A 16,686-nucleotide genomic window follows, 5' to 3' on the forward strand; every position below is an offset into this window, starting at 1 on the left:
CCTAACCCCTAGTTTTCGATGGTGTTGTACACATCACACTACCGCCGTTGCCACAATGTCCTCCATGGCTGGTGACCCGCTGGACGACAAGTACCTCTGGCTCGAAGACGTCACCGGAGACGACGCGCTGGACTGGGTGCGGGCGCAGAACACACCGACCGTCGACGAGTTCGCCGGCGAGGACTTCGAGGCGATGCGCACCGCCGCCCTCGAGGTCCTCGACACCGACGCCCGGATCCCCTACGTGCGTCGCCGCGGCGACTATCTGTACAACTTCTGGCGCGATGGCGCCAACCCACGCGGCCGGTGGCGGCGCACGTCCCTGGACAGCTACCGCAGTTCCGCGCCCGAGTGGGACGTGGTGATCGACCTCGATGAGCTGGCCCGCACCGACGACGAGAACTGGGTGTGGGGCGGCGCGAACGTCATCGAACCCGACCACACCCGCGCCCTGGTGTCGTTGTCCCGTGGTGGCTCGGACGCCGTCGTGGTTCGCGAATTCGATATGACAGCAAGAGAATTCGTTCCGGACGGGTTCACGCTAGCTGAGGCCAAGACCCGGATCGGCTGGGAGGACGAGGACACCGTGCTGGTGGGCACCGACTTCGGCGCCGATTCGTTGACCGAGTCCGGTTACCCGCGGATGGTCAAGCGGTGGCGCCGTGGGCAGGACCTGTCGCAGGCGGAGCTGGTGTTCGCCGGGTCGGTGACCGACGTCGTGGTGGCGGCCGGCCGGGACCGCACACCCGGGTTCGAGCGAACGCTCGTGTCGCGGGCCATCGATTTCTTCAACGACGAGGTCTATGAGCTGCGCGATGGCGAGCTGATCCGGATCGACGCGCCTACCGATGCGACGGTGTCCGCCCACCGGCAGTGGCTCCTGATCGATCTGCGCACCGACTGGGTCACCGCCACAGACACCTACCGCGCCGGTTCACTGCTGGCCGCGAACTACGACGAATTCCTCTCCGGCACAGCCGTGTTGAGTGTAGTCTTCGAACCCGATGAGCACACCGCGCTACACCATTACGCGTGGACCCGCGACCGGCTGGTGCTGGTCACCCTGCACGACGTGGCGAGCCGGGTAGAGGTCATCACGCCGGGCGATTGGGAGCGGCGTCCGGTCGCCGAGGTGCCGGCGAACACCAACACCGTGATCGCCACCGCCGACCACACCGGTGATGAGATCTTCCTGGACTCCAGCGGATTCGACCGTCCGTCGCGGCTGCTGCACGGTCCGGTGGACGGTCCATTGACCGAGATCAAGGCCGCCCCGGCCTTTTTCGATGCCGATGGCCTGGACGTCAGCCAGCACTTCGCGACGTCGAAGGACGGCACCGCGATCCCCTACTTCGTGGTGCGCCCGGCCGGCGCCACCGGGCCGACCCTGCTGGGCGGCTACGGCGGGTTCGAGGTGGCCCGCACCCCAGGCTATGACGGCGTGCTAGGCCGGCTGTGGCTGTCCCGCGGTGGCACCTACGTGCTGGCCAACATCCGCGGCGGCGGCGAGTACGGCCCCGGCTGGCATACCCAGGCGATGCGGTCCGGTCGGCATCTGGTGGCTGAGGACTTCGCAGCGGTGGCAACCGATCTGGTGGACCGCGGCATCACCACGGTGGACCGGCTGGGCGCGGTGGGCGGCAGCAACGGTGGGCTGTTGATGGGCATCATGCTCACCGCCTATCCCGAGCTGTTCGGCGCACTGGTCTGTCAGGTACCGCTGTTGGACATGCGCCGCTACCACCTGTTGCTCGCCGGTGCGTCCTGGGTCGCCGAGTACGGCGACCCGGACAACCCGCAAGACTGGGAATTCATCTCCAAATACTCTCCGTACCAGAATATTTCGGATTCACGTGACTACCCCCCGGTGCTGATCACCACCTCCACCCGCGACGACCGCGTTCACCCGGGGCATGCCCGCAAGATGGCCGCCGCACTCGAAGAGCTCGGCCACAAGGTCTGGTATTACGAGAATATCGAGGGCGGCCACGGCGGCGCCGCCGACAACGCCCAAGCGGCGTTCAAGTCCGCGCTGAGCTTCTCGTTCCTGTGGCGGATGCTGGGCGGCAAGGGCTGAGCGTTACCCGGCCCCGGTGTTGCGGGCCCATGCGGTTCGTAGTTCCTGCCCGTAGTTGTCTTGGCGCATACGCAGATCGGCGTAGACCAGCATCTGCAGGCAGCGGACCACGCCGAACACCACCGGCACGATGACCAGGACCACCACCGGGGTGACCGTGGGGAACAACACCGACAGCACCACCACCGGTGTCACGGCGACGATCCACACCAGGTTGATCGCGATGACTCGTCCCACGGCCGGTCGACAGATCTCGATCGAACGCCGGAATGAGTCTGCGACTCCACGCTTTTCGAGAACCAGCACCACCGGCGACAGGCACAGCAGAATGGAGACGAACACCGACGCCAGGCCACCGACCACCAGCGTGGGCACCAGCGCGGTGTAGAACACGCTGGAAGCCGCGACGACCTGAACCACCAGCATGACCGTCAAGATCAGGTAGTAGGTGCCGGTCAACCGGCCGACCGCATACTTGCGCCGTTTGGCACGGTGAAACATCTCGTCGAATCGGATCGGCTGGCCGCGCACCGCGCAGTCGGCTGCCTTGGTGGCGATGCTGATCATCAGCCCGTCACCGGGCAGCATGGCTGCGAGGAACGCCAAGGCCACCACCACGATCAGTGCGACCGCACCGGGGCGCAGATCCCCGCCGCCGCCGACGACCATGCCGGCCAGCTGCGGTGAACCCATGACCTTCTCGACAGTCTGGGTGACTGCGACCAGTGCCACCACCAGGCCGGTGAGAATGACTGCGGGTACTCCGATCAGCGTCGGCCAGTTCCGCCACACGATCTTGACGACGCCGGCGTACAGTTCGGCAATCGTCATGGGGCGAAACGGGATCGGGGGATTGCGGTCGTCCGGGGCCGGCTCGTCACGCGGTAGCGCCCAGCCGCGGTTCGCGCACGCCGCCTGGACGTCGGCCGGCCAGACGGTCTGGTGGTGGCGGGTGTATGCCCAAGCGCAGAGGTAGGCCGCGGCGGCGAACCAGCAGCCGATACCCGGCCAGGTGAGCAGCGCCAGCACCACCCACAACACGGCCAGGGCACACATCGCATGGTGCGGCCGGAAGTCGAATCGTGCCGTGTCGGGCTTGCTCATGGACGTGTCAACCTCCCGTGGTTGATCGTCAATTATGGCAATCAGCGCGGCCCACGGGTGTCGATCGTTCAGTCGACATGTCTTTGGGTGGCTATTTGGACTTGCGCAGCCCACCCATGAGCGCGACACCCACGCCCACCAGCACCAGCGCCCCGCCGGTCGCCAGCGTGAGGCTCAGCCACAGATGCAGGCTGCCCTCGGCGGCGTCCACCATGGCGTCGGCGATCCGGCGAATGTCGCCGGTGGCCTGGTTGAGCAGCTGGTCGAGGTAGCGCCGCCCCACTTCGATCACCGACCAGGCGCCGGCCCCCACCAGCAGTGCCGAGACACCCAGACCGGCCAAGGCTCGCCCGCGATGACGCGCGCCGACCAGGGTGCATACGGCGCACAACCCGGTCATTGCGGCCAGCACCACGCTGAGCATCGGTCCCCACACCGGAAGCCGGTGCAGTCCGGCGGGGCGTATCACCTCCGTCGAGGTCGATGTCAACGGCACCGTCATCGAGGCGGGCACCGTGACCGGGTAGTCCGACAGCAGTTGGGCGAACGCGTCGTCGCGCAGCATCGGCGCCACGTCGATCTCCCAGGGCCCGAGGTCGCCGACGTTGAGCAGCCACGCGTGCCCGTCCCGGTTGACGCGGACGAACTGCGTCGGAAACGACGGCCCGGCGGTGTATTCGCGAGCCGCCCGCCGCACCGATGACGGGTCGACGGAGAAACCCGCGCCGCGGATCAACTGCACGGCCTGGGCGCTGAGTTCGGCCGCGACCGCGTCCTGCAGACCCGGCTGGCCGGCGGCCCGTTCGGCAAGGCGCGCATAGCCGTCACCGTCGATCAGGTTGTACTGCGCCCACGCGGTCGGCACCGCGGCCGCCAGACTCACGGTGGCCAGCAACCAGAACAGCGCCGCCGTCAGCGCACGCACTATTTGGCGGTGCGGCGCGGACGCGCCAGCGCCATCCGGGTCATCAGCCCGTTCATCCGCGCCAGTGCCTTGAGAGAATTGTGGTAGTAGTTGCCGCCGGCCCCCACGTTGGTACGCGGCGCGACGACGGTCTCCTGCCGGCAGAACTTGCGGATTCCGTCGACGCCGCCGAACCGCGCGCCGATACCCGAGGTCTTCCAGCCGCCCATCGGCGCCGTGGTGCACATCAGGTTGGAGATCACGTCGTTGACGTTCACCGCTCCACAATCCAGTTGCAGGGCAATGTCTTTGGCCCGAGCGACATCGCGGGAGAACACCGAGGCGCTCAGCCCGTAGACGCTGTCGTTGGCGAGCCGGATCGCCTCGTCGACGCTGCTGACCTTCATGATCGGCAGCGTCGGGCCGAAGGTCTCCTCGGTCATGCAGGCCATCGAGTGATCGACGTCGACAAGCACGGTGGGCTCGAAGAAGGCACCCGGACCCGCCGCACGCTTACCGCCGGTCAGCGCACGCGCCCCGGCGGCGACCGCCTCGTTGACGTGGCGCTCGGCGATGGCCAGCTGCGCATCGCTGATCAGCGACCCGAAGTGCTTCCCCTCACCGGAGCCCATCTCCAGCGCCTCCACGTCGCGGACCACCGCGGCGACGAACTTGTCGTAGACGGCGTCGAGCACATACACCCGCTCGACGGACACACAGGTCTGGCCGGCGTTGAACATCGCCCCCCACACCGCGGCGTGCGCGGCCAGGTCGATGTCGGCGTCTTCGCAGACGATCATCGGGTCTTTGCCGCCCAGTTCCAGGCTGTAGGGCAGCAGCCGGCTCGCGGCCCGCTCGGCCACCTTGCGTCCGGTACCGGTGGAACCGGTGAACTGCACGTAGTCGGAGTTGTCGATCACCGCTTCGGCGACCTCGCGGGCGCCCTGGACCACCGCGAACACGTCCGGGCCGCCGGCGGCCTTCCATCCCTGGCTCAGCAGCTCAGCGGTGAGCGGGGTCTGCTCGGACGGCTTGAGAAGCACCGCGCAGCCGGCCGCCAGCGCGCCGATGGCGTCCATCAGCGCGTTGGCCACCGGGTAGTTCCACGGCGCGATCACACCGACCACCGGCCGCGGCCGGAAGTGGATGGCGACCTTCTTGATCCGCATCATGGGCAGCGACGCCGGGCGGGTCTCGGGCGCCATCGCTTCGTCCATCACCTTGATCACGTACGACAGGATCATGATCAGCAGCGGCACTTCCTGCGCGGCGTCGGTGCTGGACTTGCCGGTCTCGGCGATCAGCAGCTTCTCGATCTCGTCGCGGTTGTCGCCCAGCCAGATCGCGAAACGGGACAGCACCTTGGCCCGGCTCTTGGCGCCGCGGCGCTCCCATTCGCGCTGGGCGGTGCGCAGGCCGGTGGCAATGCCTTGGACGTCCGACGCATCGGTCCAATGCACCTCGCCGGCGACCTCACCGCTGGCGGGGTTGAGCACGGTGTCGGTGCCCGAGAAGGTGGGGGCTGGATTCGTGGTGGTCATGGGCGCCATGCTAGTCCGGTTTGTGATCCGGATCGCACCCGGTCTCGACAGGTGTCAAGTCAGTCCTTCAGACCCCGCAGGTACGCGGCCTGACCCAGGTGCTGGGCGCAGTCGTCGATGACGCTGACCAGCCGCACACCGGCGGTGACAGGCGGGTCCCAGTGGGTGTCGACGACGCGGGCCAGCTCGTCGGCGGTAACACCGTCGAGGTAGTCCAGCGTCAACTGGTGCACGCTGCGGTAATAGCCGGCCAGCAGTTCCGCGGGTGCGTCGACCTTGGCGACTTCGGCCGGGCCGTGGCCGTACCCGCTGTCATCGGGCGGCAGGTCGAGGGCGAACCGGCCCACCCAGCCGTCGCGGGTCCAGGCCTGCTCGACGCCCGCGACCTGGGCCACCTGGATGTCTTGGCACCGGGCGCTGTGCCACACGAGCCACGCGATGCTGTTGGCCTTCGGCGTCGGCCGATACCGGGCCACCTCCTCGGTGAGTCCGTCGGTGACTGCGTCGCTGTGCTCGATCAGCCGGGTGAACGCGTCGCGGAGCAGATCCCGCAGGGCCGCCGTCGGGTCGGTACCGGTCATACCGGCTGACGCTACGCCTGGTGGCAGACGGCCTCGACGTTGTTGCCGTCGGGATCGCGGACGAAGGCGCCGTAGTAGTCGGGGTGGTACTCGGGCCACAGTCGCGGGGCGTGCAGTGATTCGGCGCCGAGCGCCAGTGCGGTGTCGTAGAACGCCTGCACCTGGGCGTGATCGGCGGCGGCGAACGCGACGTGAATCTCCCGGTTGGGACCCGAGGCGTCACCAGCGGCGGCGTCGGCGATCCAGAATGCCGGGTGACCGTCGCGGCCGTACCCGATGGCCGGCCCCAAATCGAGCTCTCGGCTGTAGCCGAGTACGGCCAGCACCGTGTCGTAGAACTGCTGCGATGCGGCGTAGTCGGTGCAGTTGATGCCGAAGTGGTCGATCATTTCAGCCATCCTGGCACGAGATGCCGACACGGTCGTAGATTGGTTGGGTGAGTTTCGACCTCATCGTCCGAAACGGGACGGTCGTCGACGGGCTGGGCGGCAGCCCGTTCGTCGGTGACGTCGCGGTGCGCGACGGGGTGATCGTCGAGATCGGTCCGGCGGTCGGTAGGGCCGGCGGGGCCCAGCACGTGATCGATGCGACCGGGCTTCTGGTGACACCGGGTTTCATCGATCTGCACACCCACTACGACGGGCAGTCGATCTGGTCGGATCGGCTCAATCCCTCATCGGCCCATGGCGTGACGACCGCATTGATGGGCAACTGCGGGGTGGGTTTCGCGCCGTGCCGGTTGGCCGACCACGACGTGCTGGTGGACCTGATGTCCGGCGTCGAAGACATTCCCGGTGTGGTGATGACCGACGGCCTGCCGTGGACCTGGGAAACGTTCCCGCAGTTCATGGATGCCGTCGACCAACGCCACCGGGACATCGACGTTGCGGCGTTCCTGCCGCATTCACCACTGCGGGTCTACGTGATGGGCCAGCGCGGTGCCGACCGCGAGCCCGCAACTCCAGAGGATCTTGAGCACATGCGCCGGCTGGCCCGCGAGGCCGCCGAGGCTGGGGCGCTTGGGTTCTCGTCGTCGCGACTGATGACCCACCGTACAAAAACCGGTTCGCAGATTCCCAGCTACGACGCCTCTTTCGCCGAGATCCAGGCGATCAGCCGCGGCCTGGCCGACGGCGGAGGCGGCCTGATCCAGTTCGTCCCGGATCTGCCCGCCGGTGCATATCAGCCTGTGCTGCAACAGGTATTCGACGCGGCAATCGAATCAAGTCTGTCGGTGACCTTCAGCCTGCTGATCGGCAACACCGGCCCGCCGCTCTGGCAAGACGCCATGGCCATGGTGGAGGCGGCCAACGGGTCGGGCGCCGCGATCACCGCGCAGGTCTTCCCCCGCCCGATCGGCCTCATGGTCGGCCTGGACTTGAGCATCCACCCGTTCGTGCTGTACCCCAGCTACCGCAGAATCGCGGGCCTGCCACTGGCCGAGCGCGTCGCCGAAATGCGCAAACCCGAGGTCCGCCAGCAGATTCTGGCCGACTCGCCCAGTATCGTCCCGACCAATCCGCTCGCCTACATGGCCCAGTCCTGGGACTGGACCTTCCCGCTGGACGACGACGCCGACTACGAGCCCGAGGAAGCGAAAAGCATTGCGGCACGGGCCAAAGCCCGCGGCGTCTCCCCCGTCGAGGAAGCCTATGATCGGCTGCTCGACGACGACGGCCGCGCGATCCTGCTCGACGCACTGGCCAACTTCGAGAACAACTCCCTGGACACCGTCGGCACCCTGATGCGCCGCGATGACGTGGTGCTGGGCCTCGGTGACGGTGGCGCGCACTACGGGATGATCTGCGACTCCAGCTTTCCCACCTACGTTCTGACGCACTGGGCACGCGACCGCGCTTCCGGGCGCCTCAGCGTCGAGGTGGCGGTCCGCGAATTGACGTCCGTACCCGCCCAGGTCGCGGGCCTTGCGGACCGGGGCCGGATCGCGGTGGGCTACAAGGCCGACCTCAACGTGATCGATCACCAGAACCTGCGTCTGCACAGGCCGGTGGTCACCTACGACCTGCCCGCCGGCGGGCGTCGGCTCGATCAGACCGCAGATGGCTACGTCGCGACGGTGGTTGCCGGCGAGATCATCGCCGAGAACGGCAAACCCACCGCCGCGCGGCCCGGCAGGCTGGTGCGGGGCCGGCAACCAGCGCCGGCCTGACCCGGATCAGAGCATCCGTTGCGGTGGAGTGGATTTCGCCACTAATTCGCCGTCAGCGGTCACCGCGTCACCCAGCACCACGTCGATGCGGGCCAGGATTTCGTCCGGGATCCGCACCCCGGATGCCTTGACGTTCTCGGTGACCTGCTCCGGGCGCGACGCCCCGACCAGCGCGGCGGCGACATTGTCGTTCTGCAGCACCCAGGCGATCGCCAACTGTGCGGTGGTGAGCTCCAGCTCTGCGGCGATCGGCGCCAGCTGCTGCACCCTGCTCAGCACGTCGTCGGTCATGAACCGTTTGATGAAGTTCGCACCGCCCTTCTCGTCGGTGGCCCGCGACCCGGCCGGCGGCGGCCGGCCCGGCAGGTACTTGCCCGACAGCACGCCCTGGGCCATCGGCGACCAGACGATCTGACTCAGGCCCAGTTCCCGACAGGTCGGGACCACCTCGGGTTCGATGATCCGCCACAGCATCGAGTACTGCGGCTGGCTGGAGATCAGCGAGACGCCGAGCTGGCGGGCCAGCCCGTGCGCGTTGCGGATCTGCTCGGGCGTCCACTCGCTGACCCCGATGTAGCGCGCCTTACCGGCCCGGACGATGTCGGCGAAGGCCTGCATGGTCTCCTCCAGCGGGGTGAAGGAGTCGTAGCGGTGTGCCTGGTAGAGGTCGACGTAGTCGGTGCCCAGCCGGCGCAGCGACCCGTCGATGGCGTCCATCATGTGCTTGCGGGACAGGCCGGTGTCGTTCTTGCCGAGCGGGGCCGGGCCGATCGGCCAGTACACCTTGGTGAAGATCTCCAGCGACTCGCGTCGTTGACCATTCAACGCAGCGCCGAGCACCTCCTCGGCACGCCCGTTGGCGTAGACGTCGGCGGTGTCGAAGGTGGTGATACCGGCGTCCAGTGCGGCATGCACGCACTCGGTGGCGACGTCGTTCTCGACCTGCGAGCCGTGGGTGAGCCAGTTGCCGTAGGTGATCTCGGAGATCTGCAGGCCGGACTTGCCCAGGTAGCGGAATTCCATAGGTTCATCTTGCCCAACTCAGCCGGGCGGCACCGGCGTCTGGTCGAATTGCTGGACCATTGTGGATAATTCGGCTCGGGTGGCGACACCGGCTTTGACCGTCGCCCGGTAGACGTGGCCCTCCACCGTGCGCACCGACAACGACATCGCCTCGGCGATGTCGCGGTTGGACAGGCCCTGGGCCACCAGCAGCGCTATCTCGCGCTCGCGCCCGGTCAGCGGAAGCGTCATCCTGGCCGCGGCCAGCGCCGGACTGGTGGCCCCGCCGCAGCGCTCGGCGAGTTGGCGGGCGCGGGCACTGGCCGACAGCGCGCTGCCACGAAGGCCGGCCTGGCGGTAACCCGCGGAGGCCTGCGCCACGGCGTCGGCAGCGGCCAGCACGTCACCGATGGCTTCGAACTCCTGGGACACCGCCTCCAGGGCGTCGTTGTCGCCGTCGGCCAATGCGTGCGCATAGCGGGCCGCGAGCGGCGCCCGAGGACCCTCGACCGTTCCCGCCAGTTCGTCCAACCGGTCGGCGACCGACGGGTCACCGAACTGCACCGCGGTCTGCAGCGCCACCACCTCGCGGGTGAGCTGACCGTGGTCGCGGGCGAATCTCGCTGCACCGGAGGCGATTCGACGTGCCTCACCGGCTCTGCCGCGCGCCGCAGCCACCCACGCCCCGGCCAGCAGACAGCCCGTCTCGACATAGGCGTAGGCGGGATGATGGTTGTCCCGGATGGCTGCCAGCTGGGCGTCGGCGGCATCCACCTGCCCACTGCGGGCCAGCGCCTCGGTGTAGAGGATCTTGAACCGATAGAACAGGCCGCTGATCTCCCCGTAGCTGCCGATCCCGGCGGCGGCCCCAGCCAGTCGGCGCAGCGCAGTGGGCAGATCCCCTTGGCCGAGTGACGTCATGCCGGCGGTCGCGGCGGCCATGGCGCTGACCATCCCGGGCAGGTCCGCGCAGAGCCGGTAGCGGGCTTCGGCAACGGCCACCGCATCCTCGATGCAGCCGGCGGCCAGCAGCGCGTAGGCGTGGAACTCGGCCAGCCCACTGCCCTGGAAACTGTCCTGGGGCGACTGGGCGATCACCGCGTACCCGGCCTCGACCTGCGCCGCGGCCAGGCTGGTCCGGCCCAGATCACCCAGTGCGATGACGCCGGCGCAGCGGCCCAGGGTCTGGCCGAAGTGATCGAGCTGGTCCAGGTCCACCCCGGCCAGCGTGTCAACGGTTTCGGCCGGCCACCCGCCCAACACCTGTTGGACGGCTTGGAAGGTGCGCAGCGCCGTATCGTCGTTGCCGCGCAGCGCCTGTTCGGTCACCTCCCAGGCTTGTTCGGGCCGTCGCAGCACCCACAGCAGGTTCGCCGAACGCAGGATCACCGGGGTGACGAAACCCGTTGCGGGCAGCCTTGATACGTCGACGGTGCTCAGGATCTGCTCGGTTTCCGGGCCCTGCTCGAGCATGAACAGCACGTAGGCGAGCAGCAGTTCGGCCATCGGCCCACCACCGGCCTCGACGGCCGCGCGCGCGAACCGCTCGGCCAGCGCGAGATCCAGCCGCGAGCGGGCGATGTTGGCGGCCCGCGACAGCACCATCGGGTCGGGTGGCAGATCCGATTCCATCCACAGCAGACCGAGCCGAAGCGGGTCCACCCGCCCGGGCTCACGTGCCATCGCGGTCGCCACCTCACCGCGCATCCGGCGCAGCCGCAGCGGGCCACACTGCTCCAGCCGGATCTCCCCGTACAGCGGGTGCCCCACATAGACCACGTCGCCATGCGGCGGCACCCGGATCAGTCCGCGCTCCTCGGCCGCCTCGACGGCGTGCGGGCTGGCCAGTGACGCCAGGCAAGCCCGGTCGATGGGTTCGCCGACCGCCACCAGGTCCACGACCTCGCGCACCTCGTCGGGCACCGCACCGATCTGGGATTCGACCAGCTCGACCAGCGTCGGCGACACCGCCAACCCGGCCGCCCAGCGCCACTGGCCGGCCTCGCACGCCAGCCGGCCCGCCGCCCGCTCCTGCTCGACGAGATGACGTAGATACAGCATGTTGCCGCGGGTCAGTTTCCACATCCGCGTCAGGCAGTCGGGGCTGACGGCGCCCAGGGCCACGACCATCAACTCGTCGGATTCCGGGCGCGACAGGGGCTGCAGTTCCAGCCGTCGCAGCACGCCGTCCTTCCACAGCGTCGTCACCGCATCGCGTGGGTGTTCGCCGTTGCGGACCGTGGCGATGACGCCCACCGCCGCATCCGCACCGTGCCCTACGAGTTGATGCAGCACCAGCGCCGACAGATCGTCGAGTAGATGCGCATCGTCGACCACCACCAGAAGCGGCGCATCCCCGGCCCGCGCCCGCAGCTCGGTGATGACCTGGCGTGCCATCGCCATGGGGTTCGCATCGAAGTCGTCGACCCAGGGCGCGAACGCACCCAGCGGAACCGAGCGTGCGGTCGCGGTCCCGGACAGCCGACTGACCGCCCAGCCGGCAGCGGCCATGGCGTCCGCGGCCTCACGGGCCAGCCGGGATTTGCCCACACCGGCCCGGCCGGCGATCAGAACACCCCGCCACTCATGGTCGGCGAGTGCCTCGGTGACCAGCCGAAGTTCTTCCCCGCGACCCGTCAACGGCCAGCGGTCACTCATTGGTCGATAGTAAGCAACCCCTAGACTCTGACGGTCAATACTCAGGAATCCTGGTCAACTCGGCGTCCAGCTTCTGTTGTGCCAGTTCGATGACACTGTCCAGGCCTTCGGGTTCGATCTGTAGGTACCCGCAGATCACCTCGTCGGCGACACCGGCGTCACGCAGCCGCAGCGCCAGCGAATGCGCGTCCGGGAGCCGCCGCAGCGCCGTCTCATACCGGTGCCCGGTGTGCCCGATGCCATGAGTTGCGGCCACGGCTTCCCTCGCTTCCCGCTCGCCACCCACTGTGAACGGTCCGGTGGCCCGCGGCGTCCGTGGACCACTACCCGATTCCCGACTGCGCGATGCCGCCGACTACTCGACTGCTCGGCTCCGGTGGCCTGAGTAGTCCGCGCTGCGGTGGGCGTAAGGACAGGTAGTGCGCTACGGGGACGGCCGCGGCGTGCTGAGCGCAAGCTGAGGGAACGTGGGATTCAGCGGGGTTCGCCGGGAGGTAGACATGTCGGGTCGTCGTCGCGTTCGGGTGGTGGGTGCTTGCAGTGCGGTGGGCGCGTTCCTGGCGTTCGGTACCGCGCCGGGCGCGGTGGCCGATCCGTTCGATGACGCGCTGGACATGATTGTGAGTTCGGTGTTCGGGGCGGGGGCTTTCGATCCCGACCTGGGCGCGGCCCCGTCCACCGATCCCGCAGACTTCGACCAGCTGATCGCCTCGCTGTTCGACCAGTACATCTACGACCCGATCCATGCCGCCGACCAGGCCTGGATCACCGGCCCGGTGGGCCAATGGCTCGACCCGATCATCAACGCCCCCTTCGTCGAGCTGTTCGGCCGGGTCCTGATCGGCAACGGAGTCGACGACTTCACCGGCACCAACGACTCATTGCTGGGTTCCTCCGGGGCGTTCGGCGACCTCGGTGACGGCGGTTTCTGGTTCGGGGACGGTGGCACCGGAGCGGCCGGCGCCGACGGCGGGGACGCGGGGCTCGTCGGTGACGGCGGTGACGGCGGTGACGGCGGTGACGGCGTCGACGGCGGTACGGGAGGTGACGGCGGGTCCGGTGGCTGGCTGATGGGTGTCGGCGGGGCAGGCGGTAAGGGCTTCGACGGCGGTGACGGCGGCAACGGTGGGGCCGGTGGCTGGCTGTTCGGTGACGGCGGGGTCGGCGGGGCCGGTGCGGCAGGCGCGACCGGGGCCGCCGGCAAAAACGGCACCAATCCCGGCGACAGCGGAACCGCCGGGGCCGCAGGAGGATTGGGCGGCAACGGCGGCGCCGGGGGTGCCGCCGGCTGGCTGATCGGTGTCGGCGGCAACGGCGGAATCGGCGGGGCCGGGGGCACGGGTGGAGCCGGCGGCGCCGGCGTCGACGGCCTGAATGCCGTCCTCGCCGGAGCCGCCGGCGGTAACGCCGGCGACGGGGGCAACGGAGGAAGCGGCGGCAACGGCGGCAACGCCGGGAGCGGCGGCCGCGGTGGGCTGTTCGGCGCCGCCGGGGCCACCGGCACCGGCGGTGATGCCGGTGATGGCGGGGCCGCCGGCACACCCGGAAACGGCGGCAACGGAGCCAACGGTGACGCCACCACCCTCGACGGCGGCGCCGGCGGCAAGGGCGGCAACCCCGGCACCGGCGGAGCGGCCGGCACACCCGGACTCGGCGCCGCCGCTGGTGCCGCCGGCATCGCCGGCGCCACCCCGACCAGCGGCGGAAACGGCGGAAACGGCGGAAACGGCTACACCCCCACCACAGCCGGAGCGTCCGGAGGCAACGGCGGCGCCGGCGGCGACGCCGGACAGGTCGGCAACGGCGGGGCGGGCGGCGACGGTGGCAACGGCGTCAAGGGCACCGACGGCGTCAACCCCACCCCGCTGACCCCCACCACCCCGGCGGCCGACGGCGCCAACGGGGTCAACAACAACCAGGGCATCGGCTCGCCCGGCGGCGACGGTGGGCACGGCACCGTCGCCGGCCAGGCCGGCGGTACCGGCGGCAACGGGGGCCGCGGCTTCACTAATGTGACCGACCCGGTCACCGGTGCGGCCGGCGGCAACGGCGGTGACGGCGGTCCCGGGGCGCCCGGCGGTGACGGCGGAAACGGCCGGGGGACCAACGGTTTCAACACAGTCACGACCGGGGGCGACGGCGGCAACGGTGGCGACGGCGGCGCCGGAGCCCCCGGCGGGAACGGTGGGCACGGCGGCTACGGGGCTGGGCTGGCCGGCAGTGTCGGCGGGACCGGCGGCAGCGGCGGGACCGGCGGCACCGGCGCCAATGGCGGCAACGGCGGGGAAGGCGGAGACGACGTCCCCCTCCACACCGGTGCAGGCATCGGCGGCAATGGCGGGGACGGGGGCACCGGCGGGGTCGGCGCGGCCGGGTTGGCCGGCGGCAACGGCGGCGCGGGGGGTGCCGGCGGAGCCGGTGGAGCACTGGCGGGGAACGGCGGCGCGGGCGGCCACGGCGGCCTGGGCGGTGCCGGTGGCAGCGGCGCCGGCGGAGGCAACGGCGGCAACGGGGGCCTCGGCGGTTTCGGCACCCAAGACGACCCCAGCGGCACCGGCGGAACCGGCGGCACCGGTGGTGACGGCGGCACCGGCGGTGACGGCGGGCTGGGCGGCAACGGCGGCGCCGGGGGTCGGGCATCTGCCGCCGGATTCCACGACGGCGCGCACGGCACCGGCGGCCAGGGCGGGGCCGGTGGTCTCGGCGGTGCGGCCGGTGACGGCGGGCATGGCGGTGACGGCGGGCCCGGCTCCCTGCCCGGCGACGGCGGCAAGGGCGGTAACGGCGGCAACCCCGGCGCCGGCGGAGTGGGCGGTCTCGGCGGCGACAGCGGCAACGGCACCCGCGCCCTCTCCGGCCTGACCGCCGGCGACAACGGGCCCGGCACCGGCGGCAACGGTGGCGACGGCGGCAACGGCTCTGCCTCCTACACCCCCGGCATCGACGGCGGCAAAGGCGGGGCCGGCGGCGACGGCGGGCGGATCGGCAACGGCGGCAACGGCGGTACCGGCGGCGACGGCTACGACGCCACCGAGGTCCCCGTCGGCTATGTCGACGCCGACGTCAGCGGCACCGACGGCGGCGACGGCGGCGCCGGGGGCGCCGGGGGCGCGTTCTCGGGCAACGGCGGGACCGGCGGCACCGGCGGGCACGGTGGCGACGGCGCCACTGGTGCCACCGGAAACGACGGCTTCGACGCCGCCAACGCCTCCCCCTACGTCGCAGGCGCCAACGGCGGCGACGGCGAAAACGGGGGCGACGGCGGGGCCGGCGGGAACGGCGGAAACGGCGGCAGCGGCGGCAGCGCGGTCGCCGGCACCGTCGGTACCAACGGCAACGGCGGCGACGGTGGTCACGGCGGTGCTGCCGGCACACCCGGCAACGGCGGCAATGGCGCAGACGGCGACGCCTCGCACATCAACGGCGGTAACGGCGGCAAGGGCGGTGACCCCGGGCACGTCGGCGCGGGCGGGAACGGCGGCGACGCCGGCACGGGGGGCACCGGCGGCAGCGCCGGCACTCCCGGCAGTGCCGGCACCAACACCTTCACCGACCCGGTCGGCAACGGCGGCGACGGCGGCAACGGCTACAGCGCCACCACTTCGGGCGCCGCCGGCGGCGGTGGCGGAGCTGGCGGCAACGGCGGTTTGTACGGCAACGGTGGTGATGGCGGCGACGGCGGCAACGGGGGCAACGGCACCGACAGCGGCATCGCCGGCGGCGGTGGGGGCGGCGGCGGTGGCGGCGGCCTCGGCCACGGCACCGGTGGCGACGGCACCGGTGGCGACGGCGGCGACGGCGGGAGCGGCGACGGCGGCAGCTTCGGTGCCGGTGGCAGCGGGGGCGCCGGCAGCGGCGTTTACGGCGGCGGGGGCGGCGGCGGCAGCTGGGGTTCCGACGGCAGTGGTGGGGCTGGCGGTAGCGGCCCCAACAGCGACGGCACCGCCGGCAACCAAGGCTTCGGCGGCGGAGGCGGAGGAGGCGGCAGCGGCGCCGGCAGCGGCGGCGCCGGCGGCGAACCCTACGGCGGGGCTGGCGGCGCCGGCAACGACGTCTACGGCGGCGGAGGAGGCGGCCACGGCGGCGGCGGCGTCCCCGGTGGCGGCGGCGGTCCCAGCGGCCCCACTGGCGGCGGGAGCGGCGGCGGCGTCGGCGACGCGATCGGCGGAGGAGGCGGCGGCGGTGGCGGCGGCGGCGGCCTGCCCGGTGGAGCCGGCGGGTACGCCGGCTGATGCCGTCGACGGGCGGCTCCTATCCTCGATTTCATGGCCAAGTCCGTCGACCTCGCCCGCCTCGGGGAATTGTTACCCGGCTACGCCTTCGCGTACCTGGTGACCGTCGGCGACGACTACCGCGTCCGTACCACCGCGATCACCCCGACGTTCGACGGCACCCGGGTGGACATCGGCCCGGTCGGCGCCCACGGCCGGGACAACATGTCCGCCCGACACTCGGTCACCCTGGTCTGGCCCGCGCGTGAAGTCGGCGACTATTCGCTGTTCGTCGACGGGCGGGCCGAGCTGTCCGACGACCCGGCCGCCCCGGTGCTGGTCACGCCGACCAAGGCCCTGCTGCACCGGCCGGTGTTCGAGGCCGGGCGGGCGGTGGGCACCGTCCACGACTGCGTGCAGCTCAAAGCGGATTAGGCT

The 16,686-nt window shown here is 70.6% G+C and carries 12 protein-coding genes; 4 read left to right on the forward strand and 8 right to left on the reverse strand.

Features of this window, described 5'->3' with window-relative positions; genetic code table 11:
* Nucleotides 1-55: 55 nt before the first annotated feature.
* Nucleotides 56-2,077: a prolyl oligopeptidase family serine peptidase gene (locus tag K6T84_RS05875; protein ID WP_225401273.1), complete on the forward strand. Its 2,022-nt coding sequence runs from the start codon at nucleotides 56-58 to the stop codon at nucleotides 2,075-2,077.
* A 3-nt stretch (nucleotides 2,078-2,080) separates the two neighbouring features.
* On the opposite strand, the gene K6T84_RS05880 is transcribed toward K6T84_RS05875, so the two are convergent.
* The 5 genes from K6T84_RS05880 to K6T84_RS05900 all read right to left on the reverse strand — a co-directional run bounded on the left by K6T84_RS05880 (nucleotide 2,081) and on the right by K6T84_RS05900 (nucleotide 6,596).
* A complete protein-coding gene (locus K6T84_RS05880) occupies nucleotides 2,081-3,181 on the reverse strand; it encodes a hypothetical protein (RefSeq protein ID WP_224864281.1) in 1,101 nt (366 codons plus the stop codon).
* Between the two features lie 91 nt (nucleotides 3,182-3,272).
* Nucleotides 3,273-4,106, reverse strand: coding sequence for a hypothetical protein (locus tag K6T84_RS05885; protein WP_225401272.1), 834 nt, complete (start codon nucleotides 4,104-4,106; stop codon nucleotides 3,273-3,275).
* Nucleotides 4,106-5,626: an aldehyde dehydrogenase family protein gene (locus tag K6T84_RS05890; RefSeq protein WP_225401271.1), complete on the reverse strand. Its 1,521-nt coding sequence runs from the start codon at nucleotides 5,624-5,626 to the stop codon at nucleotides 4,106-4,108. Before K6T84_RS05890 ends, K6T84_RS05885 begins: the two co-directional genes overlap by 1 nt.
* Before the next feature lie 59 nt (nucleotides 5,627-5,685).
* A complete protein-coding gene (locus tag K6T84_RS05895; RefSeq protein ID WP_225401270.1) occupies nucleotides 5,686-6,207 on the reverse strand; it encodes a mycothiol transferase in 522 nt (173 codons plus the stop codon).
* Between the two features lie 11 nt (nucleotides 6,208-6,218).
* The gene (locus K6T84_RS05900) at nucleotides 6,219-6,596 is read right to left on the reverse strand and encodes a VOC family protein (protein ID WP_224865653.1); all 378 of its coding nucleotides are present in this window, start codon (nucleotides 6,594-6,596) and stop codon (nucleotides 6,219-6,221) included.
* A 47-nt stretch (nucleotides 6,597-6,643) separates the two neighbouring features.
* On the opposite strand from K6T84_RS05900, the gene K6T84_RS05905 reads away from it, so the two are divergent.
* Nucleotides 6,644-8,377 (forward strand): N-acyl-D-amino-acid deacylase family protein, encoded by a 1,734-nt coding sequence (locus K6T84_RS05905; protein WP_224864277.1) that lies wholly within the window; start codon nucleotides 6,644-6,646, stop codon nucleotides 8,375-8,377.
* Between the two features lie 6 nt (nucleotides 8,378-8,383).
* Here K6T84_RS05905 and K6T84_RS05910 read toward each other — a convergent pair whose 3' ends face one another.
* Genes K6T84_RS05910 through K6T84_RS05920 form a run of 3 tightly spaced genes read right to left on the reverse strand, consistent with a single transcriptional unit; the run spans nucleotide 8,384 to nucleotide 12,293 of the window.
* Nucleotides 8,384-9,400, reverse strand: a complete 1,017-nt coding sequence (locus K6T84_RS05910; RefSeq protein WP_225401269.1) for an aldo/keto reductase family protein — start codon at nucleotides 9,398-9,400, stop codon at nucleotides 8,384-8,386.
* 18 nt (nucleotides 9,401-9,418) lie between these two features.
* A complete protein-coding gene (locus K6T84_RS05915; protein WP_304621313.1) occupies nucleotides 9,419-12,037 on the reverse strand; it encodes a LuxR C-terminal-related transcriptional regulator in 2,619 nt (872 codons plus the stop codon).
* Between the two features lie 34 nt (nucleotides 12,038-12,071).
* Nucleotides 12,072-12,293, reverse strand: coding sequence for a hypothetical protein (locus K6T84_RS05920; protein WP_224864275.1), 222 nt, complete (start codon nucleotides 12,291-12,293; stop codon nucleotides 12,072-12,074).
* 244 nt (nucleotides 12,294-12,537) lie between these two features.
* On the opposite strand from K6T84_RS05920, the gene K6T84_RS05925 reads away from it, so the two are divergent.
* Together K6T84_RS05925 and K6T84_RS05930 are read left to right on the forward strand one after the other, a co-directional pair.
* Nucleotides 12,538-16,269 carry a PE family protein gene (locus K6T84_RS05925; protein WP_225401268.1) on the forward strand — a complete coding sequence of 1,244 codons (3,732 nt, stop codon included), beginning with the start codon at nucleotides 12,538-12,540 and terminating at the stop codon, nucleotides 16,267-16,269.
* Between the two features lie 33 nt (nucleotides 16,270-16,302).
* Nucleotides 16,303-16,683, forward strand: coding sequence for a hypothetical protein (locus K6T84_RS05930; protein ID WP_224864274.1), 381 nt, complete (start codon nucleotides 16,303-16,305; stop codon nucleotides 16,681-16,683).
* Nucleotides 16,684-16,686 lie beyond the last annotated feature (3 nt).

The organism is Mycobacterium zoologicum (assembly GCF_020181635.2).
Lineage (GTDB): Bacteria > Actinomycetota > Actinomycetes > Mycobacteriales > Mycobacteriaceae > Mycobacterium > Mycobacterium zoologicum.

Bases quoted from the DNA above. Each gene is read 5' to 3' on its own strand.
- K6T84_RS05875 (WP_225401273.1), top strand. From the start codon at position 56: ATGTCCTCCATGGCTGGTGACCCGCTGGACGACAAGTACCTCTGGCTC.
- K6T84_RS05880 (WP_224864281.1), bottom strand. From the start codon at position 3,181: ATGAGCAAGCCCGACACGGCACGATTCGACTTCCGGCCGCACCATGCG.
- K6T84_RS05890 (WP_225401271.1), bottom strand. From the start codon at position 5,626: ATGACCACCACGAATCCAGCCCCCACCTTCTCGGGCACCGACACCGTG.
- K6T84_RS05895 (WP_225401270.1), bottom strand. From the start codon at position 6,207: ATGACCGGTACCGACCCGACGGCGGCCCTGCGGGATCTGCTCCGCGAC.
- K6T84_RS05900 (WP_224865653.1), bottom strand. From the start codon at position 6,596: ATGATCGACCACTTCGGCATCAACTGCACCGACTACGCCGCATCGCAG.
- K6T84_RS05910 (WP_225401269.1), bottom strand. From the start codon at position 9,400: ATGGAATTCCGCTACCTGGGCAAGTCCGGCCTGCAGATCTCCGAGATC.
- K6T84_RS05915 (WP_304621313.1), bottom strand. From the start codon at position 12,037: ATGAGTGACCGCTGGCCGTTGACGGGTCGCGGGGAAGAACTTCGGCTG.
- K6T84_RS05925 (WP_225401268.1), top strand. From the start codon at position 12,538: ATGTCGGGTCGTCGTCGCGTTCGGGTGGTGGGTGCTTGCAGTGCGGTG.
- K6T84_RS05930 (WP_224864274.1), top strand. From the start codon at position 16,303: ATGGCCAAGTCCGTCGACCTCGCCCGCCTCGGGGAATTGTTACCCGGC.